Annotated in this window: 25 protein-coding genes; 18 read left to right on the forward strand and 7 right to left on the reverse strand. The window is 66.8% G+C overall.

The window, feature by feature from the left end; all coding sequences use genetic code 11:
• Positions 1-5 precede the first annotated feature (5 nt).
• Positions 6-986 (forward strand): LLM class flavin-dependent oxidoreductase, encoded by a 981-nt coding sequence (locus tag ABL840_RS03135; RefSeq protein ID WP_093301774.1) that lies wholly within the window; start codon positions 6-8, stop codon positions 984-986.
• A 122-nt stretch (positions 987-1,108) separates the two neighbouring features.
• On the opposite strand, the gene ABL840_RS03140 is transcribed toward ABL840_RS03135, so the two are convergent.
• A complete protein-coding gene (locus tag ABL840_RS03140; RefSeq protein ID WP_093301525.1) occupies positions 1,109-2,848 on the reverse strand; it encodes a long-chain-fatty-acid--CoA ligase in 1,740 nt (579 codons plus the stop codon).
• Positions 2,849-3,036: 188 nt separating this feature from the next.
• On the opposite strand from ABL840_RS03140, the gene mnmA reads away from it, so the two are divergent.
• Positions 3,037-4,137: a tRNA 2-thiouridine(34) synthase MnmA gene (gene mnmA, locus ABL840_RS03145; RefSeq protein ID WP_093203719.1), complete on the forward strand. Its 1,101-nt coding sequence runs from the start codon at positions 3,037-3,039 to the stop codon at positions 4,135-4,137.
• A 14-nt stretch (positions 4,138-4,151) separates the two neighbouring features.
• Here the strand turns inward: mnmA and ABL840_RS03150 are convergent, their stop codons facing one another.
• From ABL840_RS03150 to ABL840_RS03160, 3 genes are all read right to left on the reverse strand, one after another.
• Positions 4,152-4,640 (reverse strand): NUDIX hydrolase, encoded by a 489-nt coding sequence (locus tag ABL840_RS03150; protein WP_093301527.1) that lies wholly within the window; start codon positions 4,638-4,640, stop codon positions 4,152-4,154.
• Positions 4,641-4,657: 17 nt separating this feature from the next.
• Complete coding sequence (locus ABL840_RS03155) at positions 4,658-5,095, reverse strand: DUF4019 domain-containing protein (RefSeq protein ID WP_093301528.1); 438 nt, start codon at positions 5,093-5,095, stop codon at positions 4,658-4,660.
• Positions 5,096-5,202: 107 nt separating this feature from the next.
• Complete coding sequence (locus ABL840_RS03160) at positions 5,203-5,916, reverse strand: response regulator transcription factor (protein WP_093203727.1); 714 nt, start codon at positions 5,914-5,916, stop codon at positions 5,203-5,205.
• Positions 5,917-6,365: 449 nt separating this feature from the next.
• Between ABL840_RS03160 and ABL840_RS03165 the strand changes: the two genes are divergently transcribed.
• From ABL840_RS03165 to ABL840_RS03210, 10 genes are all read left to right on the forward strand, one after another.
• On the forward strand, positions 6,366-7,496 hold the full coding sequence (locus tag ABL840_RS03165; RefSeq protein WP_093301530.1) for a Re/Si-specific NAD(P)(+) transhydrogenase subunit alpha: 1,131 nt from the start codon (positions 6,366-6,368) through the stop codon (positions 7,494-7,496).
• Between the two features lie 23 nt (positions 7,497-7,519).
• Positions 7,520-7,852, forward strand: coding sequence for an NAD(P) transhydrogenase subunit alpha (locus ABL840_RS03170; RefSeq protein WP_093203732.1), 333 nt, complete (start codon positions 7,520-7,522; stop codon positions 7,850-7,852).
• A complete protein-coding gene (locus ABL840_RS03175) occupies positions 7,849-9,273 on the forward strand; it encodes an NAD(P)(+) transhydrogenase (Re/Si-specific) subunit beta (protein WP_093301531.1) in 1,425 nt (474 codons plus the stop codon). Before ABL840_RS03170 ends, ABL840_RS03175 begins: the two co-directional genes overlap by 4 nt.
• A gap of 99 nt (positions 9,274-9,372) precedes the next feature.
• The gene (locus ABL840_RS03180; RefSeq protein ID WP_093203737.1) at positions 9,373-11,052 is read left to right on the forward strand and encodes a long-chain-fatty-acid--CoA ligase; all 1,680 of its coding nucleotides are present in this window, start codon (positions 9,373-9,375) and stop codon (positions 11,050-11,052) included.
• A gap of 63 nt (positions 11,053-11,115) precedes the next feature.
• On the forward strand, positions 11,116-12,120 hold the full coding sequence (locus ABL840_RS03185; RefSeq protein WP_093301533.1) for an ABC transporter permease subunit: 1,005 nt from the start codon (positions 11,116-11,118) through the stop codon (positions 12,118-12,120).
• Positions 12,121-12,124: 4 nt separating this feature from the next.
• Positions 12,125-13,030, forward strand: coding sequence for an ABC transporter permease subunit (locus ABL840_RS03190; RefSeq protein WP_093203742.1), 906 nt, complete (start codon positions 12,125-12,127; stop codon positions 13,028-13,030).
• Positions 13,031-13,047: 17 nt separating this feature from the next.
• On the forward strand, positions 13,048-14,073 hold the full coding sequence (locus ABL840_RS03195) for an ABC transporter ATP-binding protein (RefSeq protein WP_093301534.1): 1,026 nt from the start codon (positions 13,048-13,050) through the stop codon (positions 14,071-14,073).
• On the forward strand, positions 14,070-15,116 hold the full coding sequence (locus tag ABL840_RS03200; RefSeq protein WP_093301536.1) for a dipeptide ABC transporter ATP-binding protein: 1,047 nt from the start codon (positions 14,070-14,072) through the stop codon (positions 15,114-15,116). Before ABL840_RS03195 ends, ABL840_RS03200 begins: the two co-directional genes overlap by 4 nt.
• A gap of 73 nt (positions 15,117-15,189) precedes the next feature.
• Positions 15,190-16,821: an ABC transporter substrate-binding protein gene (locus tag ABL840_RS03205; RefSeq protein WP_093203750.1), complete on the forward strand. Its 1,632-nt coding sequence runs from the start codon at positions 15,190-15,192 to the stop codon at positions 16,819-16,821.
• A 151-nt stretch (positions 16,822-16,972) separates the two neighbouring features.
• Complete coding sequence (locus ABL840_RS03210; RefSeq protein ID WP_371287187.1) at positions 16,973-17,716, forward strand: 5'-methylthioadenosine/adenosylhomocysteine nucleosidase; 744 nt, start codon at positions 16,973-16,975, stop codon at positions 17,714-17,716.
• On the opposite strand, the gene ABL840_RS03215 is transcribed toward ABL840_RS03210, so the two are convergent.
• Together ABL840_RS03215 and corA are read right to left on the reverse strand one after the other, a co-directional pair.
• A complete protein-coding gene (locus tag ABL840_RS03215; RefSeq protein WP_093203755.1) occupies positions 17,709-18,473 on the reverse strand; it encodes a YoaK family protein in 765 nt (254 codons plus the stop codon). The genes ABL840_RS03210 and ABL840_RS03215 overlap by 8 nt on opposite strands.
• 81 nt (positions 18,474-18,554) lie before the next feature.
• On the reverse strand, positions 18,555-19,541 hold the full coding sequence (gene corA, locus ABL840_RS03220; RefSeq protein ID WP_093203758.1) for a magnesium/cobalt transporter CorA: 987 nt from the start codon (positions 19,539-19,541) through the stop codon (positions 18,555-18,557).
• A 235-nt stretch (positions 19,542-19,776) separates the two neighbouring features.
• On the opposite strand from corA, the gene ABL840_RS03225 reads away from it, so the two are divergent.
• The 4 genes from ABL840_RS03225 (at position 19,777) to hprK (ending at position 24,301) form a co-directional block, all read left to right on the forward strand.
• Positions 19,777-21,897, forward strand: a complete 2,121-nt coding sequence (locus ABL840_RS03225; protein ID WP_093301537.1) for an ATP-dependent helicase — start codon at positions 19,777-19,779, stop codon at positions 21,895-21,897.
• Positions 21,898-22,252: 355 nt separating this feature from the next.
• Positions 22,253-22,582 (forward strand): ribosome hibernation-promoting factor, HPF/YfiA family, encoded by a 330-nt coding sequence (hpf, locus tag ABL840_RS03230; protein ID WP_019655573.1) that lies wholly within the window; start codon positions 22,253-22,255, stop codon positions 22,580-22,582.
• A 193-nt stretch (positions 22,583-22,775) separates the two neighbouring features.
• On the forward strand, positions 22,776-23,243 hold the full coding sequence (locus ABL840_RS03235; protein WP_019655574.1) for a PTS sugar transporter subunit IIA: 468 nt from the start codon (positions 22,776-22,778) through the stop codon (positions 23,241-23,243).
• Between the two features lie 98 nt (positions 23,244-23,341).
• Positions 23,342-24,301 carry an HPr(Ser) kinase/phosphatase gene (gene hprK / locus ABL840_RS03240; protein ID WP_093203763.1) on the forward strand — a complete coding sequence of 320 codons (960 nt, stop codon included), beginning with the start codon at positions 23,342-23,344 and terminating at the stop codon, positions 24,299-24,301.
• Positions 24,302-24,358: 57 nt separating this feature from the next.
• On the opposite strand, the gene fur is transcribed toward hprK, so the two are convergent.
• Positions 24,359-24,778 carry a ferric iron uptake transcriptional regulator gene (fur, locus tag ABL840_RS03245; RefSeq protein WP_093203766.1) on the reverse strand — a complete coding sequence of 140 codons (420 nt, stop codon included), beginning with the start codon at positions 24,776-24,778 and terminating at the stop codon, positions 24,359-24,361.
• Between the two features lie 93 nt (positions 24,779-24,871).
• Between fur and ABL840_RS03250 the strand changes: the two genes are divergently transcribed.
• Positions 24,872-25,438, forward strand: a complete 567-nt coding sequence (locus tag ABL840_RS03250; protein ID WP_093301539.1) for an outer membrane protein assembly factor BamE — start codon at positions 24,872-24,874, stop codon at positions 25,436-25,438.
• Between the two features lie 109 nt (positions 25,439-25,547).
• The gene (gene dapB, locus ABL840_RS03255; protein ID WP_093301540.1) at positions 25,548-26,393 is read left to right on the forward strand and encodes a 4-hydroxy-tetrahydrodipicolinate reductase; all 846 of its coding nucleotides are present in this window, start codon (positions 25,548-25,550) and stop codon (positions 26,391-26,393) included.
• Positions 26,394-26,402: the final 9 nt, after the last annotated feature.

Raw genomic sequence — 26,402 nt, forward strand, 5'->3', positions numbered from 1 at the left:
CGCCCATGATTCCGTTCTCCATCCTCGACCTTTCCCCGATCACCGAGGGCAGCGATGCCGCGCAGTCGTTCCGCAACTCGCTCTCGCTGGCGCAGCATGGCGAGAAGCTGGGCTACACGCGCTACTGGCTGGCCGAGCACCACGGCATGCCGGGCATCGCGAGCGCTGCCACCGCAGTGCTGCTTTCGTACGTGGGGGCGGGTACGTCCACCATCCGCATCGGCGCCGGCGGCGTGATGCTGCCGAACCATTCGCCGCTGGTGATCGCCGAGCAGTTCGGCACGCTTGAGTCGCTGTACCCGGGGCGCATCGACCTCGGCCTGGGCCGCGCGCCCGGCTCCGACCAGCGCACCGCGCGCGCCCTGAGGCGCAACCTGGAGTCGGACGCCGACCAGTTCCCGCAGGACGTGATCGAGCTCATGGACTTCATGTCGAAGGCGCCGCAGCAGCCCGTTCGGGCCGTGCCCGGCGCGGGGCTCGAGGTGCCGGTGTGGATCCTCGGATCGAGCACCTTCGGCGCGCAGCTCGCGGCGCACCTGGGCCTGCCCTATGCCTTCGCCTCGCACTTCGCGCCGCAGCAGATCATGCAGGCCATCCAGATCTATCGCGAGACCTTCAAGCCCTCGGCGCAGCTGCAGAAGCCGTACGTGATGCTGGGCTTCAATGTGTTCGCGGCCGACACCGACGAGGAGGCCGAGTTCCGCGCCACCTCGTGGCAGCAGGCCTTCGTGAACCTGCGCAGCGGACGGCCCGGGCGCCTGCCGCCGCCGGTGGAGAACTATCGCCAGAAGGTCGGGCCGGCGGAGAACGCGCTGCTCGACTCGGTGCTGTCGTGCTCCGCGGTGGGCTCGGTCGAGACGGTGAAGAAGGGCGTGGAAGCTTTCGTCGCGCGCACCGGCGCGGACGAACTGATGATCACCTCGCAGGTGTTCGACCACGTGGCCCGGCTGCGTTCCTACGAATTGCTGGCCGAAGCCTTTCGCTAGGCTCGCCCCCAGGCTGCGCGCACTTCGTGTCGCTTCGCCAACCCCCTACCGGGGGCAACACCTGAGGCCCGGCAAAGCCGGTTCCTCGGTGTTCCACGAAAGAGCGGTGTGCGGCTCCGCTGCTACGCCGCCCGCTTGCGGGCTTCCTCGTCCACCAGATCCTTCTTCGAGAGCTTGCCCACCGGCGTCTTGGGCAGCTCGGCGCGGATCTCCAGCGCGCCGATCATCTCGTGCTTGCCGAGGCGGTTCTTCAGGAATGACTTGAGCTCGTCGAGCGTCAGTCCGGGCGCGCCGTCCTTCAGCTTCACGAAGGCCTTGGGCGACTGGCCGCGGTACTCGTCGGGAATGCCGATCACGCAGACCTCGGCCACCGAAGGGTGCTCGTACACCGCCTCTTCCAGCACGCGCGGGTAGACGTTGTAGCCGCCGCACAGCAGCATGTCCTTGGTGCGGTCGACGATGTAGAGGTAGCCGTCGGAGTCCATCTTCGCGACGTCGCCGCTGCGGAAGTAGCCGTCGGCCGTCATCGACTCGGCCGTGGCCTTGGGGTTGTTCCAGTAGCCCTTCATCACGTTCGGGCCCTTGATGCAGAGCTCGCCCGCTTCGCCGAAGGCGGTGATGTCCTGCGTCGGATCGTCCAGGCTCACGAGCTTGATGCGCACTCGCGGCAGCGGCATGCCGCACGAGCCCGCCTTGCGCAGGCCGCGCGCGGGCGTGAAGGTGCCCACGGGCGAGGTCTCGGTCATGCCCCAGCCCTCGTTGAGGTGGCAGCCTGTGAGCTCGAAGAAGCGCTGCTCCACTTCCACCGGCAGCGGCGCGCCGCCGGAGCCGCAGAACTTCAGCGAGCGCAGGTCCATCTCCTTCGCCTTGGGGTGCGAGAGGATCGCGGTGTACATCGTCGGCACGCCGGGGAACACGCTGATCCGGCTGGCGGCGAGCTCGTTCATCACCGCGTCGACGTCGAAGCGCGTGTGCAGCACCAGAGCCGCGCCAAGGCGCACGCCGAGCAGCATCGCCGCGCTGAGCGCGAAGATGTGGAAGAGCGGCAGCACCACCAGGAAGCGCTCGGTGCCTTCGGCCAGGATGGGCGGATCGCCCTTGGTCGATTCGTAGTACTGCGCGGAGGCCGACGTGAGGTTGGCGTGCGTGAGCATCGCGCCCTTGGGCAGGCCGGTGGTGCCGCCGGTGTACTGCAGCACCACGATCTCTTCGGCGAGGTCGCCCAGCGAATGGGTCTTGTGCGTGCCTTCGCTCTTGAGCAGATCGGTGAAGCGCACGTGCCGTTCATCGACGGGCACCGGGGCGATCTGGCCGGCGCCCTGCAGCTGGGCCTGCACCTTGTCGCCCATGGCGCCGTAGTCGCCGAGGCTGCCGACCACCAGCGTCTTCAGGCGCGAGTTGTCGAGCAGGCGCGCCATCTGCGGGTACAGGTTGACGAGGTCGAGCGTGACCAGGATGTCGGTGCGGCTGTCCTCGATCTTGTGGGCCAGCACGCGCTCGGCGTCCAGCGGGGAGTAGTTCACCACCGTGCCGCCGGCCTTCAGCACCGCGAAGAAGGCGATGGGGTAGTGCGGCGTGTTCGGCAGGTAGAGGCCGACGTGTACGCCGGGCTTCACGCCCAGGTCCTGCAGGCCCTTGGCGGCACGTTCGACCGCGGCACCGAGCTCGCGGTAGGTGATGGCCTGGCCCATGAACTCGACGGCCGACCGGTCGGGCCAGCGTTCGACGGCCTCGTCGAGCATCTGCTGGACCGGCTTCACGGGAAGCTCCGCGTCCCAGCGCATGCCGGGCGGGTAGGCGCGTGTCCAGGGAGTGCTGTCGCCGAAGGATGCGGCGGGGGAAGCTGGGGAAGGGGTGGCCATGCGTCTTGTCTCCGCTGGTTGTTGTCCGTTGCAAATCGCCTGGCGGATCTGTGCCGCCTTCATCCGGAGTCACTGTAGCGCCGGCCTTCGCGCCGCGAACCCGCAAGCTGACAAACCGGCGACACGGGTTTTCCCGATTTCCCACACGCCGGAAGCCCCTTCCGCGGGGCTGGGACAATAGGGGGCTTATGGCAAAGCATCGGATCGTTGTGGGACTGAGCGGCGGAGTGGACTCCGCGGTGACGGCGCACCTGCTCAAGCAGCAGGGGCACGAGGTGGTCGGCATCTTCATGAAGAACTGGGAAGACGACGACGACAGCGAGTACTGCTCGTCGAACATCGACTTCGTGGACGCCGCCAGCGTGGCCGACGTGCTGGGCATCGAGATCGAGCACGTCAACTTCGCGGCCGACTACAAGGACCGCGTGTTCGCCGAGTTCCTGCGCGAGTACAAGGCCGGCCGCACGCCCAACCCCGACGTGCTGTGCAATGCCGAGATCAAGTTCAAGGCCTTCCTCGACCACGCCATGCGGCTGGGCGCCGAGAAGATCGCCACCGGCCACTACGCCCGCGTGCGGCTGAACGAGGCGACCGGCAGGCACGAGCTGCTCAAGGGGCTCGATCCCTCGAAGGACCAGAGCTACTTCCTGCACCGCCTGAACCAGGCGCAGCTGTCGAAGACGATGTTCCCGGTCGGCGAGCTGCACAAGACCGAAGTGCGCCGCATCGCCGAGGAAATCGGCCTGCCCAACGCGAAGAAAAAGGACTCGACCGGCATCTGCTTCATCGGCGAGCGGCCGTTCCGCGAATTCCTGAACCGCTACATCTCCAAGGAGCCGGGTCCGATCAAGGACGACCGCGGCCGCAAGCTGGGCGAGCACCAGGGGCTGAGCTTCTACACGCTGGGGCAGCGGCAGGGGCTGGGCATCGGCGGCGTGAAGGAAAAGGGCGCGCAGCGCGGTTCGGGCGACCACTCACCGTGGTTCGTGGCGCGCAAGGACATCGAGAAGAACACGCTGTGGGTGGTGCAGGGGCACGACCATCCGTGGCTGCTGTCGTCTGAACTGAAGGCGGACGACGCGAGCTGGATTTCCGGTGAGCCGCCGGTGCCGGGCGGCTACGGCTCCAAGGCGCGCTACCGGCAGGCGGATGCTGCCTGCGAGATGGATGCGGGAGATGCCGGCACCTTCGGCCTGCGCTTCGGCGAAGCGCAGTGGGCAGTGACTCCGGGGCAGTCGGCCGTGCTCTACGACGGCGAGCGCTGCCTTGGCGGCGGCGTCATCGTCTGAGCCTTTTCAGCCGGTCAGGGCGCGGACCGCACCGATTCGTCGACGTAAACGAGGTCCAGCGGGTGGCGCTTGCCGGCCAGGTGGTCCTCGACACATTGCAGCAGCAGCGGGCTGCGGTGCCGGGCGACGCTGGCGCGGATTTCGTCGGCAGTCATCCACACGGTGCGCACGATGCCTTCGTCGAGCGGGCGGCCTGCCTCGAACGCGCCCAAGGTGCCTGAGAACGCGAAACGCATGTAGGTCGTGTCTTCGCCGCGCTCCGCCAGCGGCCGGGAACGCGCCATGTAGATGCCGATGAGCGCCGTTGGCGTGAAATGATGGGCTGTTTCTTCCAGCGTTTCGCGCGCGCAGCCTTCGGCGGGCGACTCGCCGGGGTCCAGGTGCCCGGCCGGCGTGTTGAGCCGAAGGCCGTCGCTGGTCTGCTCCTCGACGAGCAGGAAGCGCCCGTCGCGCTCGATCACCGCGGCCACGGTGACATTGGGTTTCCAGCGCGGACCTGCCATGTTCTCGGCTCCTTTCCTTATTTCAGTGCGTAGCCGCTGAAGCGCCAGACGCGGTCCTGGTCGAGATGGAAGCTCACGAGTTCGCGCACCGTGCCGTCGGACTTGCTCGCGAACCGGGTCTCGTATTCGATGCTGACATACTGGCCGGCCGTGTCGCCGTCTTGCGCGGCAACGACCTGGCGGTTGACCGAGACCCAGGTGCGCATCTGCGGCACGCCGATCTGTGCCCGGCTCCGGGCGACCTGGCCGACGAAGTCGGCGCGCGTCACCCGCTTGCGCGTGGCCGGGGCGGCGCCGTCCCAAAGTTCGCCGGCCTTGCCCTGGTCGATCATCTCGATCGCCTGCATGCCGCCTCGCACCATGTCGCTGGCCTCCACCACTTCCTGTGCGCCAGCCGGCCCGAGCCAGCTCCAGAGCAATGTGGCGGCGAGCAGCAGCCGGATCATCGGATTCATTCGTCTCGTTCCTCGTGGCGGCGGGCACATCGCCCGTTCTTGCGGCGGCCGTGTCGGTTGCCGCGCTAGCCGCTGGAGGTTACTTTAGCCCGCTGAGATTTCCGGGGTCAGCGTACGTTGACTCCGGGCAACGCATCGGCTTCGATGGTTTCGAGCCGGTAGCCCAGGCCGTAGATGGCCAGCAGCAGGAAGCCGTTTGCGGGGCGCAGGTCGAGCTTGGTCCGCAGGCGCGAGATATGGGTGTCGAGCGAGCGCGAGAGCGCCTCGATGCCGAGGCCCCAGACGGCTTCGTGCAGATGCTCCCGCGAGAGTAGCCGGCCGAGGTTCTGGAACAGGAACAGCGCGAGCTCGTATTCGCGGTTCTTGAGTTCGACCTGCACGCCGCGGACCTTGAGTACGCGCGACGGCGGATAGAAGTGATAGGGCCCGAAGACCAGTTCCGCCTCGTGCTGGGCCGGGTAGGAGCGGCGCAGCAGCGCGTTCACGCGGGCTTCGAGCTCGCCGGCGCGGGCGGGCTTGGCCATGAAGTCGTCCGCGCCGGCGTTGAGGCCCTCGACCATGTCGGCCTCGCCGGGCTTGTCGGACACGAAAAGAATGGGAAGCCGGCTGTTGAGATCCCGACGGATGGTCGCTACCACCTCAGGACCCTTCATATCAGGGAGATTCCAGCCGAGTATCAGCAGGTCGAAGGTCTGGCGGCGCATCGCCTGCAGCAGGGCCTTGCCTTCCGTATAGGGATGGCACTCGTGCTCGAGTGCCGCCATGGTCTGATTGATCCGCTTGAAGTGATCTACACCTTCATCGAGTACCGCGATTCGCATTCCTACCCCTTCTTCCTCCCTTCGTCAGCTTCCGTGAACTGGCGATTGTTAGTAGAAGTGTATCTATCTGCGACTAAGGTAAAGTTTTTGGATTTGCAAATAATGCACGCAAATCGCCGATTTCTGATTGCTTGTTAACGAAGTTGGCAGCAGTTGGATACAAATGGAGATTTTGATCGACGGGCTTCCGTCAGGCATTGGAAGTACTTTGGCCGGGCAATCAGGCGGAAATCCGTCCGGCATGCCGAGGAAACACGCGCCGGCCTTCTCGCAAACCGCTATCGAATACCCGAATTCGCTATCAATTGAATAGCGAAAGTTATAGTAACCATAAGCTCCTCGACGCTTTGGGATGAAAACGACAGAGCACTCCGGCGACAGCGATCGGCTGTAATCTTGCTGTAAGCTGCCGGCATTCCCCCTGTGCCCCTTGCTCTGAGGAGATCTCTATGCTGATAGGCGTGCCCGCCGAGACACTGGCAGGCGAAACCCGCGTGGCTGTTACACCTGAGACGGTGAAGAAACTTGTCGCCTCAGGGCACACCGTACGGGTGCAGTCGGGGGCAGGCGTCGCGGCCAGCGTCACCGACGGCGCCTATCAGGCCGCAGGTGCAGAGATCACCGATCAACCGGGTGCCTTCTCCGCCGACATGGTGCTCAAGGTGCGCACCCCGACCGAATCGGAAACCTCGCTGCTGAAGTCCGGCGCAGTGGTCATCGGCATGCTCAATCCCTTCGACGCGGCCGGCCTGCAGCGCCTGGCCGCCGCCGGCGTCACCGGCTTCGCGCTCGAAGCCGCGCCGCGCACCACGCGCGCCCAGAGCATGGACGTGCTCAGCTCCCAGGCCAACATCGCCGGCTACAAGGCCGTGATGATCGCGGCCGACAAGTACCAGCGCTTCTTCCCCATGCTCATGACCGCTGCCGGCACCGTGAAGGCAGCGCGCGTCGTCATCCTGGGCGTGGGCGTGGCGGGCCTGCAGGCCATCGCCACCGCCAAGCGCCTGGGCGCGGTCATCGAGGCGTCCGACGTGCGCCCGAGCGTCAAGGAGCAGATCGAGTCGCTGGGCGGCAAGTTCATCGACGTGCCCTACGAAACCCAGGAAGAGAAGGACGCGGCCGAAGGCGTCGGCGGCTACGCGCGGCCCATGCCCGCGAGCTGGCTCACCCGCCAGCAGGCCGAGGTCGCCAAGCGCGTGGCGCTGGCCGACGTGGTCATCAGCACCGCGCTCATCCCGGGCCGCGCCGCGCCGACGCTCATCACCGAGGACATGGTCAAGTCGATGAAGCCGGGCTCCGTCATCGTCGACATCGCGGCCGGCAAGGGCCCCGACGGTGTGGGCGGCAACTGCCCGCTGTCGGAAGCCGACAGGACGGTGGTGAAGCACGGCGTGACCATCGTGGGCGAGACCAACCTCGCCGCGCTCGTGGCGGCCGACGCATCGGCGCTCTACGCGCGCAACGTGCTCGACTTTCTCAAGCTCATCGTCACCAAGGAGGGCGCGCTGAAGATCGACCTCGAGGACGACATCGTCGCCGCCTGCCGCGTCACGCAGGACGGCCAGGTCACGAAGAAGTAACCCAGCCCGCCGAGGAGAAGAACATGGACATCGTCTCTCACACAGTCATCAACCTGATCATCTTCGTGCTGGCTATCTACGTCGGCTACCACGTCGTGTGGACCGTCACGCCAGCGCTGCACACGCCGCTGATGGCCGTGACCAACGCCATCTCGGCCATCGTGATCGTGGGCGCCATGCTGGCGGCCGCGCTCACCGACACGCCGCTGGGCAAGACCATGGGCGTGCTCGCCGTGGCGCTGGCCGCGGTGAACGTCTTCGGCGGCTTCCTCGTCACGCGGCGGATGCTGGAGATGTTCAAGAAGAAGGACAAGAAGGCCGCCCCCGCGGCCAACGCCGAGGGAGCCGCCAAGTGAGCATGAATCTCGTCACGCTGCTGTACCTCGTCGCCAGCATCTGCTTCATCCAGGCCCTGAAGGGCCTGAGCCATCCCACCACTTCGATCCGCGGCAACATCTTCGGCATGACCGGCATGGCGATCGCCGTGCTGACCACCGGCGCGCTGATCTACAAGCTCGCCAGCGGCAATCTCAACGGACTGGCCTACGTGCTGGTCGCGCTGGTCGCCGGCGGCGGCCTGGGCGCCTACATGGCCAACAAGGTCGAGATGACCAAGATGCCCGAGCTGGTCGCCTTCATGCACAGCATGATCGGCCTGGCCGCGGTGTTCATCGCGGTGGCCGCCGTGGCCGAGCCTCATGCCTTTGGCATTGCGCTCAAGGGTGATCCGATCCCGAGCGGCAACCGGCTCGAGCTGTTCCTGGGGGCGGCCATCGGCGCCATCACCTTCAGCGGCTCGGTCATCGCCTTCGGCAAACTCTCGGGCAAGTACAAGTTCCGCCTGTTCCAGGGCGCGCCGGTGCAGTTCGCGGGCCAGCACATGCTCAACCTCGTGCTGGGCCTGGCGACCATAGGCCTGGGGCTGGTGTTCGTGTTCACCGAAAGCTGGCCGGCCTTCTTCGCGATGCTGGCTCTGGCCTTCGTGATGGGCGTGCTCATCATCATCCCGATCGGCGGCGCCGACATGCCGGTGGTGGTGTCGATGCTCAACAGCTACTCGGGCTGGGCGGCCGCGGGCATCGGCTTCAGCCTGAACAACGCGATGCTGATCGTGGCCGGTTCGCTGGTGGGCTCCTCGGGCGCGATCCTGAGCTACATCATGTGCAAGGCCATGAACCGCTCGTTCTTCAACGTGATCCTGGGCGGCTTCGGCGGCGACGCGACCGCGGCCACCGGTGGTGCGAAGGAGCAGCGCCCCGTGAAGAGCGGCAGCGCCGACGACGCGGCCTTCGTGCTCGGCAACGCCGAGACGGTGGTGATCGTGCCCGGCTACGGCCTGGCGGTCGCCCGTGCCCAGCACGCGGTGAAGGAACTCGCGCAGAAGCTCGTCGAGAAGGGCATCACCGTGAAGTACGCCATCCACCCGGTGGCGGGCCGCATGCCCGGCCACATGAACGTGCTGCTGGCCGAGGCCGAAGTGCCCTACGACCAGGTGTTCGAGATGGAAGACATCAACGGCGAGTTCGGTCAGGCCGACGTGGCGATCATCCTGGGCGCCAACGACGTGGTGAACCCTGCCGCGCACACCAAGGGCAGCCCGATCTACGGCATGCCGATCCTGGAGGCCTACAAGGCCAAGACCGTCATCGTCAACAAGCGCTCCATGGCTGCTGGTTATGCCGGCCTGGACAACGAGCTCTTCTACATGGACAAGACCATGATGGTCTTTGGCGATGCCAAAAAAGTAGTGGAAGATATGGGCAAGGCCATCGAATAGGCCGAAGGTCCCCGTCCGCGCAGCGGACGAGTTCTTCGCGGCGCCACTTCGTGCGCCGTTTTCGTTTTCAACAGTCCGACTCCCGGAGGAGACAAAACAATGACCGATCGTCCCTGGCTCAGCAGCTATCCGCAGGGCGTGCCTGCCGATATCGACGCCTCGCAGTACCCCTCGCTGGTCGCGCTCATGGAAGAGAGCTTCACGAAGTACGCGGACCGCACGGCCTACAGCTTCATGGGCAAGGACATCAGCTATGCCGAGACCGACAGGCAGAGCAAGTCGTTCGCGGGCTACCTGCAGGGCCTGGGCCTGGCCAAGGGAGACCGCGTCGCGGTCATGATGCCGAACTGCCCGCAGTATCCGGTCGCGGTCGCCGGCATCCTGCGCGCCGGCCTGATCCTGGTCAACGTGAACCCGCTGTACACGCCGCGCGAGCTCGAGCACCAGCTCAAGGACTCGGGCGCGAAGGCCATCGTCATCATGGAGAACTTCGGCACCACGCTGCAGCAATGCATCGCGAGCACGCCGGTCAAGCACATCGTGCTGGCCTCCATGGGCGACCGCCTCGGCTTCCTGAAGGGCGCGCTCGTCAACTACGTGGTGCGCAACGTCAAGAAGCTGGTGCCTCCCTTCAGCCTGCCGGGCGCGGTGCGCTTCAACGACGCGCTCGACAAGGGCGCGAGCGCCTCGCCGAAGCCCGTGGCCATCGGCCCCGACGACGTGGCGGTGCTGCAGTACACCGGCGGCACCACTGGTGTATCGAAGGGCGCGGTGCTCCTGCATCGCAACGTGATCGCCAACGTGCTGCAGTCCGAGGCATGGAACGAGCCGGTCATGAACAAGGTGCCGGCCAACGAGCAGCCCACGGGCGTGTGCGCGCTGCCGCTGTATCACATCTTCGCGTTCACGGTCGGCATGATGCTGAGCATGCGCACGGGCGGCAAGCTGATCCTGATCCCGAATCCGCGCGACATTCCCGGCGTGCTGAAGGAACTCTCCAAGCACACCATCCACAGCTTCCCGGCCGTCAACACGCTGTTCAACGGCCTCGCGAACCATCCCGACTTCAACACCGTCAACTGGAAGAACCTCAAGGTCTCGGTCGGCGGCGGCATGGCGGTGCAGGCCGCTGTCGCGAAGCTCTGGCTCGAGAAGACCGGCTGCCCGATCTGCGAGGGCTACGGCCTCTCCGAAACCTCGCCCTCGGCCACCTGCAACCCGACCAACAGCACGGCCTACACCGGCACCATCGGCCTGCCGCTGCCGAGCACCTGGCTCAAGCTGCTCGACGACGACGGCAACGAAGTGCCCGTCGGCGAGCGCGGCGAAATCGCGATCAAGGGCCCGCAGGTGATGGCCGGCTACTGGCAGCGTCCCGACGAGACCGCCAAGGTCATGACGGCCGACGGCTACTTCAAGAGCGGCGACATCGGCGTGGTCGACGAGCGCGGCTACTTCAAGGTGGTCGACCGCAAGAAGGACATGATCCTGGTGTCGGGCTTCAACGTGTACCCGAACGAGATCGAGGATGTGGTCGCACTCATTCCGGGCGTGCTCGAGTGCGCCGCGGTCGGCGTGCCCGACGACAAGACCGGCGAGGCCGTGAAGCTCGTGATCGTGAAGAAAGACCCTTCACTCACCGAAGCGCAGGTGCGCGAATACTGCAGAGCAAACCTTACGGGTTACAAGCAGCCGCGCATCGTAGAGTTTCGTACCGACATGCCGAAGACGCCGGTCGGCAAGATCCTTCGCCGCGAGCTGCGCGACGCCAAGAAGTAAGTGCTGGAATAAGGGTTCGGCCCGGGTGGGGCCGAGGCATCGATCTTGCATATTCGCGGGTCGATGCTCAGGTTTGTCTTTACCCGTTTGAGTCTGTTGGTGCCGACCTTCTTCGGCATGACATTGCTCGCCTTCTTCCTCATCCGGCTCGTGCCGGGTGACCCTATCGAAACAATGGCCGGCGAGCGCGGAATCGACCCCGCGCGCCATGCCGAGCTGCGCACCGCCTACGGCTTCGACAAGCCGGTGATCGTGCAGTACGGCATCTACATCGCCCGCGTGCTGCACGGCGATCTCGGCAAGTCGCTCATCACGCAGGACACGGTGATGAGCGAGTTCCTCTCGCTCTTTCCGGCCACGGTCGAACTCGCGGTGTGCGCAATTCTCTTCGCGCTGCTGCTCGGCCTGCCGGCCGGCATCCTCGCGGCGGTGCGGCGCAATTCCATCTTCGACCACGGCGTGATGGCCACCTCGCTCACCGGCTACTCGATGCCGATCTTCTGGTGGGGGCTGCTGCTGATCCTGTTCTTCTCGGTGCAGCTCGGATGGACGCCCGTGTCGGGCCGCATCGCGGTGCAGTACTACGTCGAGCCCGACACCGGCTTCCTGCTGATCGACGCATTGCGCGCCGGCGACACCGGCGCCTTCTGGTCGGCGCTGCATCACCTCGTGCTGCCGGCCGTGGTGCTCGGCACCGTGCCGCTCGCGGTCATCGCTCGCATGACGCGCTCGGCCATGCTCGAGGTGCTGGGCGAGGACTACATCCGCACCGCGCGCGCCAAAGGCCTCTCGCGCTTGCGCGTGGTCGGGCTGCATGCGCTGCGCAATGCGCTCATCCCGGTCGTGACGGTCATCGGCCTGCAGGTGGGCGTGCTCTTCACGGGCGCGATCCTCACCGAGACCATCTTCTCCTGGCCCGGCGTCGGCAAGTGGCTCATCGAGGCCATCGGCCGGCGCGACTACCCGGTGCTGCAGGGAGGCATGCTGCTGCTCGGCGGCATCGTGATGCTCGTGAATCTTCTCGTCGACGTGGCTTACGGCGTCATCAATCCCCGCATCCGGCGCTGAGCTCATGGCCTCGACACAGATCATTTCGAACGGCGTGAAAAGCGCCGCCCCTCCCGGCCCCTGGCGCGAGTTCTGGACGGCCTTCTCGGCCAACCGCGGCGCGGTCATCGGGCTCGCCACCATCGTCGTGCTGCTGCTGGTCGCGCTGTTCGCACCGTGGATTGCGCCGCACGCACCCAACGAGACCAACAGCGCCGCCTTCCTGCAGCCGCCGGCGTGGCAGCAGGGCGGCTCCATGAGCTACCTGCTGGGCACCGACGCCATCGGCCGCGACATTCTTTCGCGGCTCATGTACGGCGCGCGCCTGTCGCTGTCGATCGGCGTCGCGGTGGTGGCGCTGTCGGTGGTCGTCGGCATCGTGCTCGGGCTGATCGCGGGCTTCTTCCGCGGCGTGCTCGAGATCGCGATCATGCGGCTGATGGACATCGTGCTCACGCTGCCCAGCCTGCTGCTGGCCATCGTGATCGTCGCGATCCTCGGGCCGGGGCTCATCAACGCGATGCTCGCGGTGGCCATCGTGGTGCTGCCGCACTACGTGCGCATCACGCGCGCCGCCGTCATCGCCGAGGTCTCGCGCGACTACGTGACCGCCGCGCGCGTGAGCGGCGCCGGCACGCTGCGGCTGATGTTCAGCGAGGTGCTGCCCAACTGCGCCGCGCCGCTGATCGTGCAGGCTTCGCTCGGCATCTCCACCGCCATCCTCGACGCGGCGGCGCTCGGCTTCCTCGGCCTCGGCGCGCAGCCGCCTTCGCCCGAGTGGGGAACGATGCTGGCCGACGCGCGCGAATTCGTGCTGCGCGCATGGTGGGTGGTCACCTTCCCCGGCATGGCGATCCTCGCGGCCGTGCTGGCTTTCAATCTTCTGGGCGATGGCCTGCGCGATGCGCTGGACCCCAAGCTCAAGCGCTGAAGCAAAGGAGAGAAAAGATGCCTTTGCTTGACATCAAGGATCTGCACGTCGAGTTCCCGACTCAAGGGGGCGTGCTGCATGCGGTAGACGGCGTGAGCCTCAGTCTCGAAGAAGGCGAGGTGCTCGGCATCGTCGGTGAATCGGGCTCGGGCAAGAGCGTCACGATGATGGCGCTGATGGGCCTCGTCGGCTTTCCGGGCCGCGTGCGCGCGGACCACATGCGCTTCGCGGGCAACGACCTGCTCGGCATTTCCGACAAGGCGCGCCGCGCGCTGGTCGGCAAGGAAGTCGCGATGATCTTCCAGGAGCCGACCACCAGCCTCAACCCCTGCTTCACCATCGGCTTCCAGCTGATGGAGACGCTGCGGCTGCACCTGAAGCTCGACAAGCGCGAAGCAAAGAAACGCGCCACCGAACTGCTGGAGCAGGTCGGCATTCCGGCAGCGTCATCGCGCCTGGGCAGCTTTCCGCACCAGCTCTCGGGCGGCATGAACCAGCGCGTGATGATCGCGATGGCCATTGCCTGCAACCCGCGCCTGCTGATCGCCGACGAGCCGACCACCGCGCTCGACGTGACCATCCAGGCGCAGATCCTCGACCTGCTGCGCGACTTGCAGAAGGAGCGCGGCATGGCGCTGGTGCTCATCACGCACAACATGGGCGTGGTCAGCGAGATGGCGCAGCGCATCGCCGTGATGTACGCGGGCCAGGTGATGGAGCACCAGCGCGTCGATAGGCTCTTCGCCTCGCCGCAGCATCCCTACACCGAGGCGCTGCTCGCGGCGCTGCCCGAGCGCGCCGCGCCCGAGGGGCGGCTCGCCACCATCAGCGGCGTGGTGCCCGGCGTGCACGACCGGCCGGCAGGTTGCCTGTTCGCGCCGCGCTGCGGCTACGTCACCGAGCGCGCCTGCCAGGTGCGGCCGACGCTGAGGGAATCGCATGGCGCCGAGGTGCGCTGCCACTTTCCGCTCGGCGATCCTGGGCGCAGGGAGGCCATCGCGAGCGATCCGCCGAAGCGGCAGGCCGCGGAGGTGGCGGCATGAGCGCGGCCTCCACCCATGCTTCGACCGAAGTGGTCGTCGAGGCGAAGAACCTCCAGCGCACCTACGACGTCCGCCGCGGGCTGTTCCGCGCGCCTTCGCACCTGCGTGCCGTGGGCGACATTTCCTTTCGCATCGAGCGCGGCCGCACGCTGGCCGTGGTCGGCGAATCGGGCTGCGGCAAGTCGACGCTGGCGCGCATGGTCTCGCTGATCGAGAAGCCGACGGCGGGTCAGCTCACGCTGGTCGGCGCCGATGCGGTCGACACGCCCGCCGAGCGCAAGCGGGAGCTGCGCCAGGCGGTGCAGCTGGTGTTCCAGAACCCGTACGGCTCGCTCAATCCGCGCAAGAAGATCTCGACGGTGCTCGAGGATCCGCTGGCCATCAACACGAGCATGGGCAAGCCCGAGCGCGCCGCGAAGGCCCGCGACATGCTCGCGCGCGTGGGCCTGCGGCCCGAGTACGCCAACCGCTATCCGCACATGTTCTCGGGCGGGCAGCGCCAGCGCATCGCCATCGCGCGCGCGTTGATGCTGAACCCGCGCCTGCTGGTGGCCGACGAGCCGGTGTCGGCGCTCGACGTGTCGATCCAGGCGCAGGTGCTCAACCTGCTGGCCGACCTGCAGGCCGAGCTGGGCCTCGCGTACCTCTTCATCTCGCACGACCTCGGCGTGGTGCGGCACATCGCGCACGACGTGCTCGTGATGTACCTCGGCCATGCGGTGGAGCAGGGCCCGAAGTCGCGCATCTTCGCGCGGCCGCTGCATCCGTACACGCAGGCGCTGCTGGCCTCGACGCCGGGCCTGAGCAGCCAGCGCATCGTGCTCAAGGGCGAACTGCCGTCGCCGCTGAATCCGCCGTCGGGCTGCGTGTTCAGCACGCGCTGCCCGCATGTGGAGCAGCGCTGCCGCGAAGAAAGGCCGCTGCCGCGCATGCTCGACGAGCGGCTGGTGGCCTGCCACTTTTCAGAGAAGTTCCTCGAAGGCGCGCCGCTGGTGCGTGCCGATGTTCCCTCCGCCGCCATCGCGATGGCGACGAATTCCTAGTGTCCTTTCCGTTTCAGTTTCCGCTTTCGTTTCCGTTCTCGCAGTTTTTTCAACCGTGTATCAAGGAGTCCACATGAAGACCCAGCCCACCGTTTCGCGCCGCTCACGAAGCCTGGCGCTCCTGGCACCGACAGCGCTTGCAGCCCTTACCCTGGCCTGCGGCGCGGTGTCCGCCAAGACGCTGGTGTATTGCTCGGAAGGCAGTCCCGAGAATTTCTATCCGGGGATGAACACCACCGGCACCTCGTTCGACGTGACCACGCAGGTCTACAACACCATCGTCGAGTTCGAGCGCGGCGGCACCAAGGTCGTGCCCGGCCTCGCCGAGAAATGGGACATCTCGGCCGACGGCACGGTCTACACCTTCCACCTGCGCAAGGGCGTGAAGTGGCACACCACGAGCAAGAGCTTCAAGCCCACGCGCGACTTCAACGCCGACGACTTCATCTTCATGCTGGAGCGGCAGTGGAAGGAGAGCGATCCCTTCTTCAAGGTGACGAGCCAGAACCACTCGTACTTCAACGACATGGGCATGCCCAAGCTGCTGAAGACGGTGGACCGCATCGACGACTACACCGTGAAGATCGTGCTGAACCAGCCCGAGGCGCCGTTCCTCGCGAACCTGGCGATGCAGTACGCGGGCATCCAGTCGAAGGAATACGCCATCGCGATGCTGAAGGCCGGCACGCCCGAGAAGGTCGACCAGGACCCGATCGGCACCGGTCCCTTCTACCTGGTGCAGTACCAGAAGGACGCGATCATCCGCTTCAAGGCCTTCCCGCAGTACTGGGGCGGCAAGGCCAAGATCGACGACCTCGTGTTCGCGATCACGCCCGACGCGTCGGTGCGCTGGGCCAAGCTGCAGAAGGGCGAGTGCCACGTCATGCCGTACCCGAACCCGGCCGACCTCGACGCGATCCGCAAGGACCCGAACGTGCAACTACTGGAGCAGCCCGGCCTGAACGTGGGCTACCTCTCGTACAACACGACGAAGAAGCCCTTCGACGACGTGCGCGTGCGCAAGGCCATCAACATGGCGATCAACAAGAAGGCCATCATCGACGGCGTGTACCTGTCGACCGGCGTGGCGGCGAAGAACCCGATCCCGCCGACCATGTGGTCCTACAACGACGCGGTGAAGGACGATCCGTACGATCCCGAAGCCGCGAAGAAGCTGCTGGCGCAGGCCGGCTTCCCCGACGGCTTCTCGACCGACCTGTGGGCCATGCCGGTGCAGCGCCCTTACAACCCGAACGCCAAGCGCATCGCCGAGCTGATGCAGGCCGACCTGGCCAAGATCAACGTCAAGGCCGAGATCAAGAGCTTCGAGTGGGGCGAGTACCGCAAGCGCTTGCAGGCCGGCGAGCACCAGATGGGCATGCTGGGCTGGACCGGCGACAACGGCGACCCCGACAACTTCCTCTACACGCTGCTGGGCTGCTCGTCGGCCAAGTCGGCCAGCGGCAGCAACATCTCGAAGTTCTGCTACCAGCCGTACGAAGACCTCGTGGTGAAGGCCAAGAGCGCGACCAAGCAGGCCGACCGCGACGCGCTCTACAAGAAGGCCCAGCTGATCTTCAAGGAGCAGGCACCGTGGTTCACCATCGCGCACGCGGTGCAGCTGAAGCCGGTGCGCAAGGAAGTGATCGACTTCAAGCTCAGCCCCTTCGGCCGCCACACCTTCTACGGCGTGGACATCAAGTAAACCCCCCAGGCTTCGCGCACTTCGTGTCGCTACGCCAACTCCCTTGCAGGGGGCAACACCTGTGGCCCGGCAAAGCCGGTTCCGCGGTGTTCCTGGAAAGAGAAGTAGCTTGAGCTCTCTGTCACGCGCGCCCATCGCCATCGTCGCGGCCATGCACGAGGAGTTGGGCGCGCTCCTCGCGCTGATGCCCGACGAGCAGCGCGTTCGCGTCGCGGGCCGCGACTTCTGGGTGGGCCATCTGCATGGCCAGCCGGTGGTCGCGGTGCTGTCGCGCATCGGCAAGGTCGCCGCGGCAATCACGGCCACGGTGCTGCTGGAGCGCTTCGGCGTGCGGGCCATCGTGTTCACCGGCGTCGCGGGCGGGCTTGCGCCGGGCGTGAACGTGGGTGACGTGGTGGTCGCGACGCAACTGCTGCAGCATGACCTCGACGCCTCGCCGATCTTCCCGAAGTACGAGGTGCCGTTGATGGGCCTGTCGCGCTTCGCAGCCGATGCGGCCATGGCCGATGCACTGGCGGCCGTTGCCGAAACGACGCTGCGCGATCCGGTGGCATTGCTGGGGCAGGAGGCCGTCGACGAGTTCGGCCTTCGTTCGCCGAGGGTGCATCGGGGCCTGCTGGTGAGCGGCGACAGGTTCGTCTCGACTACTGCCGAGAGCGCGGCGCTGCAGCGCGCCTTGCCCGATGCGCTCGCGGTCGAGATGGAGGGAGCGTCGGTGGCGCAGGTGTGCCATGACTACGGCGTGCCCTTCGCGGCGATGCGGACGATCTCCGACCGGGCCGACGATGCCGCGCACGGCGACTTCTCACGCTTCGTCGTCGCGGTGGCGAGCCGCTACAGCCTCGCGCTCGTCGATGCGTGGCTGGCTTCGTTGTCGCCGCGGGAGCTCAGCTGAGCGAGGGCGTGCGGCGGCGCGGAATGTCGCGCAGCAGCGGCGGGATCGACAGCGCGAGCAGCAGCGCGGCCAGCGGCACCACGCAGACGAAGCCCACGTACTTGAAGCCCAGCGCGCCCACCGCGCCGCCGAGCACGAACATGCCGACCAGACCGCCGGCGCGGCGCATGCGGCTGCGGTCGTGGCGCACGACAAGGGCCGGCGACGGTGCCGACTTCGAGCGGCGGTTCCAGTAGAGCATCTTGCCGATCTCGATGCCCATGTCGGTGATGTTGCCGGTCATGTGGGTGGTGCGGATGCTGCCGCCCGAGGTCTTGGACGCCACCGCGTTCTGCAGGCCCATGATGAAGGACAGCAGCAGCACGGTGAGCGGCACCGCGAACGGCGTCGCCCAGGTCAGCGTGATGGCGCCCATGAGCCCGAAGGGAAACATCAGCGCCGCCTCGAGCATCAGCGGCAGCGCGTAAACGCCGTGCATGCGGTGCTGCCGGCCCCAGTTCACGAGCACCGCGCAGACGGCCGCGCCGGTCACGAAGGCCAGGATCGCGCCCAGCGCATTCAGCAGCAGCTTGACGTTTCCCAGCACCATGCCGTCCGCCAGCTGAGAGGCGAAGCCGGTCATGTGCGAGGTGTACATGTGCAGCACGAGGAAGCCGCCCGCATTGACGGCGCCGGCGTTGAAGGCCAGCAGCAGGCCCAGCGCGGCGTTGGTGGACGGCGCGCGATGGCGGTTGGTGAGGAAACGAAGTCTGCGCACTGTGGCTCTCCGGTCAGCGCCTGGCTGCCGGCCACTCTAGCACCCCGGGGCCGGGGGCCGGCCCCCGCCCGTTGCTCGTGCCTACTTCAGCCAGCCGCGCCGGCGGAAGTACCACATGGGCACCAGCGCGCTGGCCGCCATCAGCACGATGGCATACGGGTAGCCCATGGCCCAGTCGAGCTCGGGCATGAACTTGAAGTTCATGCCGTAGATGCTGGCGATCAGCGTCGGCGGCAGCAGCGCGACGCTGGCCACCGAGAAGATCTTGATGGTCTTGTTCTGGTTGATGTTGATGAAACCGACGGTCGCATCCATCAGGAAGTTGATCTTGTCGAAGAGGAAGGCCGTGTGGTTGTCCAGCGACTCGATGTCGCGCAGGATCTGGCGCGCTTCCTCGAACTGCTCGGCGTTGAGCATCTTGCTGCGCATCATGAAGCTGACCGCGCGGCGCGTGTCCATCACGTTGCGGCGGATGCGGCCGTTCAGGTCTTCCTGCCGGGCGATGGCGCCGAGCACCTCGCCGGCCAGCTCGTCGCTGACGTTGCCCGAGAGCACCTTCTTGCTGGCCGCCTCGAGTTCGTCGTAGATGTTCTCCAGCGAGTCGGCCGAGTACTCGGCGTCGGCGTCGAAGAGCTTGAGCATGACTTCCTTGGCGTCCTCGATCAGCCCCGGTGCGCGGCGCGCGCGCATGCGCAGCAGGCGGAACACGGGCACGTCCTCGTCGTGGATCGAGAACAGCACGCCGCGGCTGCGCAGGTCGGTGTTGTGCTGGTTGAGGATGAAGGCGACGCGCACCGCGCGCGGAGCCTCGTCGTCGTCGATCAGGAAGTCGGAGCGGATGTGCAGCTCGCCGTTGTCTTCCTCGTAGAAGCGGGCCGACTCCTCGATGTCCTCGTCCATCGCGTCTTCGGGAATGGACAGGCCGTAGTACTGCTTGATCCAGCGCTTTTCCTCGAGCGTGGGCGATTCGAGGTCGACCCAGATCGGCTGGAACTTGGAGAGCTCTTCGAGGGCCTCGATCTCTTCCTGGACGAGGCGGCCGTTGGCGAGCGTGAAGATGTTGAGCATTGGGCTCACTCCCGGAGATGACTGGACGGTGGGCGAGGGGAGGGGCGCTTTCAATTCCCCGGCCCGACGTGCGCAGGAAGCGCAGAAAAGGCGTCAGCGAAAGGGAGTTGAAAGCTGCCGAGACGGGGCGGTTTCCATAGGAAAAATCTCCGGTTGCAGCGAGGCGCGATTATGTCACCGCTCATATGTCGACGAGGTGGCCGGACTGGACGGGCATACAGTAAAGTCGTGCGCCATGCAGACCACTGCGCTCCCCGTTTTTCCGGCCGTGCCGAAGACCCAGGCCGAACGCCTGGCCGACGCGCTCGCCTCGCTCAACGAGGCGCAGCGCGCGGCGGTCGAGCACGGCGTGAGCGCGGCCACCGCCGGGCGCGACGAGCGGCCGCTGCTCGTCATCGCGGGCGCCGGCTCGGGCAAGACCAGCACGCTGGCGCACCGCGTCGCAACCCTCATCGCCGGCGGCATCGATCCGCAGCGCCTGCTGCTGCTGACCTTCTCTCGCCGTGCCGCGCAGGAGATGGAGCGCCGCGCCGGCCGGGTGCTGGCGCAGGTGCTGGGCCTGAAGTCCGAGGCGCCGCCCGCGCTGCCGTGGGCCGGCACCTTCCACGCCGTCGGCGCGCGGCTGCTGCGCGAGTACGCGCCGCAGATCGGGCTCGACGAGAACTTCACCATCCACGACCGCGGCGACGCCGAAGACCTGATGGGGCTGGTGCGCCACGAGCTCGGCCTGTCTTCCACCGTCAACCGCTTTCCGCGCAAGGGCACCTGCCTGTCGATCTACTCGCGCTGCGTGAACACCCGCGCGCCGCTGGCCGACGTGCTGAAGGAGGCCTTTCCCTGGTGCGACGAATGGGAGGCCGAGCTGAAGAAGCTGTTCGGCGCGTATGTCGAGGCCAAGCAGCGGCAGAACGTGCTCGACTACGACGACCTGCTGCTCTACTGGGCCGAGATGGCCGCCGAACCCGCGCTGGCCGCGCACATCGGCGGACGCTTCGACCATGTGCTGGTCGACGAGTACCAGGACACCAACCTGCTGCAGGCCTCGATCCTGCTGGCGCTGAAGCCCGACGGACGCGGCGTGACGGTGGTGGGGGACGACGCGCAGTCGATCTATTCCTTTCGCGGCGCCACGGTGCGCAACATCCTCGACTTCCCTTCGCAGTTCGCGCAGGAGGCGCGCGTGGTCACGCTGGAGCGCAACTACCGCTCGACGCAGCCGATCCTCGATGTGTCGAATCGCGTGATCGCGCAGGCCGCCGAGCGGCATGCCAAGACGCTTTGGACCGACAAGCCCTCGGCCGGCAAGCCGCTGCTGGTGCTCGTGCCCGACGAGGCCGGGCAGGCGCGCTGGGTGGCCGACAAGGTGCTGGCGCATCGCGAGGGCGGGCTGGCGCTGAAGTCGCAGGCGGTGCTGTTCCGCACCTCGACGCACAGCGCGGCGCTCGAGCTCGAGCTGGCGCGGCGCAACATCCCGTTCGTGAAGTTCGGCGGGCTCAAGTTTCTCGAGGCCTCGCACGTGAAGGATCTGCTCGCGGTGCTGCGCTTCGCGCAGAACCCGCGCGGGCGCATGGCGGGGTTCAGGGTGACGCAGCTGATACCGGGCATCGGCCCCGCCACCAGCGCACGCCTGCTCGACACGATGGAGCAGGCCGCCGACCCGGCCGCGGCCGTGCGCGAGTTCGTGCCGCCTTCGGCCGCCCGCGCGCAATGGGCCGACTTCGTCGAAGCCTATGCCGCCCTGCGCGCGCCGGGGCTCAAGTGGCCGGCCGACGTCGAGCTGGCGATGGACTGGTACCTGCCGCACCTGGAGCGCCTGTACGAGGACACCTCCGGCGTGCGGCGCGCCGACGTGGAACAGCTCGCGCGCCTCGCGGCCGGGTATGCCTCGCGCGAGCGCTTCCTCACCGAACTCACGCTCGATCCGCCCGAAGCCACCAGCGACCGGCCGGGGCCGCCGCTGCTCGACGAGGACTACCTGATCCTCTCCACCATCCACTCGGCAAAGGGGCAGGAGTGGAATTCGGTGCATGTGCTCAACGTGGTCGATGGCTGCCTGCCGGCCGACGTGGCGCAGAGCGCGCACGAGCTGGAAGAGGAGCGCCGGCTGCTCTACGTCGCGATGACCCGGGCCCGCGACCACCTGCACCTGCTGGTGCCGCAGCGCTTCTACGTCACGCAGCAGGCGGCGCGAGGCGACAGGCACATGTACGCCAACCGCACGCGCTTCATCGCCGACGTCGACCTGGAAGGCTTCGAGCAGCAGACCTGGCCGCCTCCGCCCGAGCGCCCGCCGGCCGTGCCGCCGCCCAGCGCGGTGATCGACCTGCGAAACAGGATGCGCGCTGCCTGGCGCTGAGCGGGCGGCTGCATGGGCGGGCAGGGCGGCTGGCCCTTCCGGCGGCAGGGTCACCGGCCGCGCGGCGCTGAAACACTTGTTTCGAACGCGCGGCATCGCCAGCCCCGCGCGTGCCCGCAGCTATCGATTCGCTAGCGTGTGAAAAGCTGCTCAAGAGGCGGCAAAACCCCGGGCAACTCAGGTATTGCAATACCGTGACAGCTTGGGCATAGTGAATCGACCGTCCCCTCTTTCTCCTCTTCTTCCCCTCCCCCTTCCTCCCTTTCCCTACCCCCAAGAGAACTCCCGTTTCGCCGGCCAAACCGCATCCTGCGGCGCGGTCATTTCCCCAACCGTCAATTCCAGGAGGTCATTCATGAATTTGACGATCAGCGGTCATCACCTCGACGTCACACCTGCCTTGCGCACCTACGTCACGAGCAAGCTGGACCGGGTCATCCGACACTTCGACCAGGTGGTCGATGTAAAGGTGATCCTCACGGTGGAAAAGCAGAAGGAAAAGGAACGCCGCCAAAGGGCGGAATGCAACATCCACGTCAAGGGCAATGACATGTTCGCGGAGTCGAGCCACGCTGATCTCTACGCTGCGGTCGATGAACTGGTCGACAAGCTCGACCGTCAGGTGGTGCGCCACAAGGACCGCCTGCAGGACCACCATCACGCGGCACCCAAGCGCCTGATGTAAGAGAGAGCCCCAGGGCTCGCATCGAAGGCCGCCTCCGGGCGGCCTTTCGTTTTTCCGACTGTGACGCTGGGTCTTTTGGCAGGCGCCCAGAGGAGAGCGCGAGGCCTCTGGGCAACATGTAGACAGAAAGTAAATAGGGGGACTGGGGGTTTTTACCAGGCGGGTGCATAATCGCCCCCGCTCTGCACCCACCATGAATCGCCTCGCGTCCATCCTGCCGCCCGCTCAAGTGCTCGTGAGCGTTGACGCTACCAGCAAGAAACGTGCTTTCGAAGAAGCCGGCCTGCTGTTCGAAAGCCTTCACGGTCTGGGCCGTGCCCTCATCACCGACAGCCTCTTCGCGCGCGAGCGCCTCGGCTCCACCGGTCTGGGCCACGGCGTCGCCATTCCGCATGGCCGCATCAAGGGCCTCAAGTCGCCGATGGCAGCCGTGTTCCAGCTGGCCAATCCCATCGGCTTCGACGCCCCCGACGAGCAACCCGTCGCGCTCCTGATCTTCCTGCTGGTGCCTGAAGCGGCCACGCAGAAGCACCTCGAAATCCTTTCCGAAATCGCCGAGCTGCTGAGCGACGCCAGCCTGCGCGAACAGATCAAGTCCAGCACCGACGCAACTGCCCTGCACGACCTCATTGCCGGCTGGCAATCCACCCAGGTCGCCTGAGCGCATGCGTCGGCGCGCGCGGCTGCTGATAAGCTGCGCGGCTCCTTCTTCCCTCATTCCAACGCAATGCCGGCGCCCGCGCGCCGTCTCCTGAACGCATGAAGCCGACAGTCATCAGCGCCGATGCCATGTTCGAGGAGTTCCGTGGCTCGCTCCGGTGGGAATGGCTCGCGGGGCTGGGCGCCTCGGAGCGCCAGTTCGATCCCGAGGTCATCAGCCGGGCCCAGTCGGCCGCGGACCTCGTCGGCTACCTCAACTACATCCACCCGTACCGCGTGCAGATCCTCGGCGCCCGCGAGGTGGCCTACCTCACGCGCGGCAGCGAGGAAGACTGCGCGCGGCGCATCGCCCGCATCGTCACGCTGGAGCCGCCGATGCTGGTGCTGGCCGACGGCCAGGCCGCGCCCGACGAGCTGCTGTCGATCTGCGAGCGCGCGCAGCTGCCGCTCTTCGCCACGCGCGAGTCGTCGGCCTTCGTGATCGACCTGCTGCGCGCCTACCTGTCCAAGCACTTCGCCGAGCGCACCTCGATGCACGGCGTGTTCATGGACATCCTGGGCATGGGCGTGATGATCACGGGCGAGTCGGGCCTGGGCAAGAGCGAGCTGGGGCTGGAGCTGATCTCGCGCGGCAACGGCCTCGTGGCCGACGACGCGGTCGATCTCTACCGCATCAACCAGAACACCATCGAGGGGCGCTGCCCCGACCTGCTGCTGAACCTGCTCGAGGTGCGCGGCATCGGCCTGCTGGACATCCGCGCGATCTTCGGCGAGACGGCGGTGCGCCGGAAGATGCGGCTGAAGCTCATCGTGCACCTCGTGCGGCGCGACAGCTTCGAGCGCGACTACGAGCGCATGCCCTCGGCGCCGCTCACCCAGGACGTGCTGGGCATCCCGGTGCGCAAGGTCATCATCCAGGTGGTTGCCGGACGCAACATCGCCGTGCTGGTGGAAGCGGCGGTGCGCAATTCGATCCTGCAGCTGCGCGGCATCGACACGTACGCCGACTTCGTGGCCCGGCACCACAAGGCGATGGAAAACTCCCGCGACGGGGATTGATCGGTTCCGGCGGCCGCCGCCGGGCCGCGTTTCCTTTTCCCGCTTTCCTGCTTCGTATCAGCGCTTCTTGGCGCAGTCTCCGCAAAGACCGTAGAGCGACATGGCGTGGTCCTGCAGGATCCAGCCCTTGTCCTTGGCGACCATCTGCTGGCGGCGCTCGATCTCGGCGTCGTAGAACTCCTCGACCTTGCCGCAGGAGGTGCACACCAGGTGGTCGTGGTGGGTGCCTTCGTTCAGCTCGTAGACCGCCTTGCCGCTCTCGAAGTGGCTGCGCTCCAGGATGCCGGCCTGCTCGAACTGGGTGAGCACCCGGTAGACCGTAGCCAGGCCGATGTCGGAATGTTCGTTGAGCAGCACGCGGAACACGTCTTCCGCCGTCATGTGCCGCTGGCTGCCGGTCTGGAAGATCTCCAGGATCTTCAGGCGCGGGAGGGTGGCCTTGAGGCCGGTATTCTTCAGTTCGTCGATGTTGGCCATGTTGGTTCCTGCGCCCCGGAGGGCTGCGGCTAAAGGCCCCGAAAAGGCCAGCCGCTACAATGGCCGATCATATCGCTACCCCCTTTTCCTCCCATGCCTGCCAACTTCCAACGCCGGCCCTGGCTGCTGGCTGTCGCCGTCGCGGCAACGCTCGGCCTCGGTGCCTGCAGTGGTTTCACCGAGCGCACGCGTGGCGCGCTGGCCGCCGTAACCCCCTACAAAGTCGAGGTGGTTCAGGGCAATTTCGTGTCGAAGGAACAGGTCGCGGCGCTCAAGCCGGGCATGTCCCGCCAGCAGGTGCGTGAAATCCTCGGTACCTCGCTGCTGAACGACGTTTTCCACGCCAACCGCTGGGACTACGTCTTCACCATCCGCCGCCAGGGCGTCGACCCGCAGGAACGCCGCCTGACCGTGTTCTTCAACGGCGAGATCATGGACCGCTTCCAGGGCGACGAGATGCCCAGCGAGGAAGAATTCGTCGCCACGCTCGACACCCGCAAGAAATCCGGCAAGGTGCCCGCGCTCGAGGCCTCGGAAGACGAGCTCAAGAAATACGCCTCCAAGGACGACGAGAAGAAGGCCGATGCCTCCAAGGGCTCGTCGTCGGCTTCCCTGCCGCCGCTGCCGGCCGCCTACCCCCCGCTCGAAGCCGCGCGCTGAGCGCGCAGGAGCATCGGCGGCTGCGGGCGGCGCCCGCCAGTCGGGCGGCGTCCGTTCCGTGTCCATGCATGCCATTGGCCGTTTCGAAATTCCCGAAGACTGAACCAGCGTGACCGAATCCACCTCCACTCCCACCAGCAATTCCGCCTCCGCGCCGCGCCGTGTCGCCATCGCCGGGGCATCGGGCCGCATGGGCCACATGCTGATCGAGGCCGTGCGCAACGCGCCCGACCTGCGCCTGGCCGGCGCCCTCGACATCGCCGGCAGCCCGGCCCTCGGCGCCGATGCCGGCGCCTTCCTGGGCTTCGACAGCGGCGTGTCCATCGTGTCCGACCTGCGCGCCGGCCTGAAGGACGCGCAGGTGCTCATCGACTTCACCCGCCCCGAGGGCACGCTCGCGCATCTCGCGGTCTGCCGCGAACTGGGCGTGCAGGCCGTCATCGGCACCACCGGCTTCAGCGACGCCCAGAAGGCCGAGATCGCCGAGATCGCGAAAGACATCGCGATCATGATGGCCCCCAACATGAGCGTGGGCGTCAACGTCACCTTCAAGCTGCTCGAGATGGCGGCCAAGGCCATGGCGACCGGCTACGACATCGAGATCATCGAGGCGCACCACCGCCACAAGGTCGACGCGCCCTCGGGCACCGCGCTCAAGATGGGCGAGGTCATCGCCGACGCGCTGGGCCGCGACCTCAAGGACTGCGCCGTCTACGCCCGCGAGGGCATCACCGGCGAGCGCGACCCGTCCACCATCGGCTTCTCGGCCATCCGCGGCGGCGACATCGTGGGCGACCACACCGTGCTGTTCGCCGGCACCGGCGAGCGCATCGAGATCACCCACAAGTCGTCGAGCCGCGTCACCTACGCCCAGGGCAGCCTGCGCGCGGTGCGCTTCCTGGCCGGGCAGCGCTCGGGCCTGTTCGACATGTACGACGTGCTCGGCCTGCGCTGACCGCGCAGC

It is taken from the genome of Variovorax sp. NFACC27 (assembly GCF_048301545.1).
Taxonomy (GTDB): Bacteria; Pseudomonadota; Gammaproteobacteria; order Burkholderiales; family Burkholderiaceae_C; genus Variovorax; species Variovorax gossypii.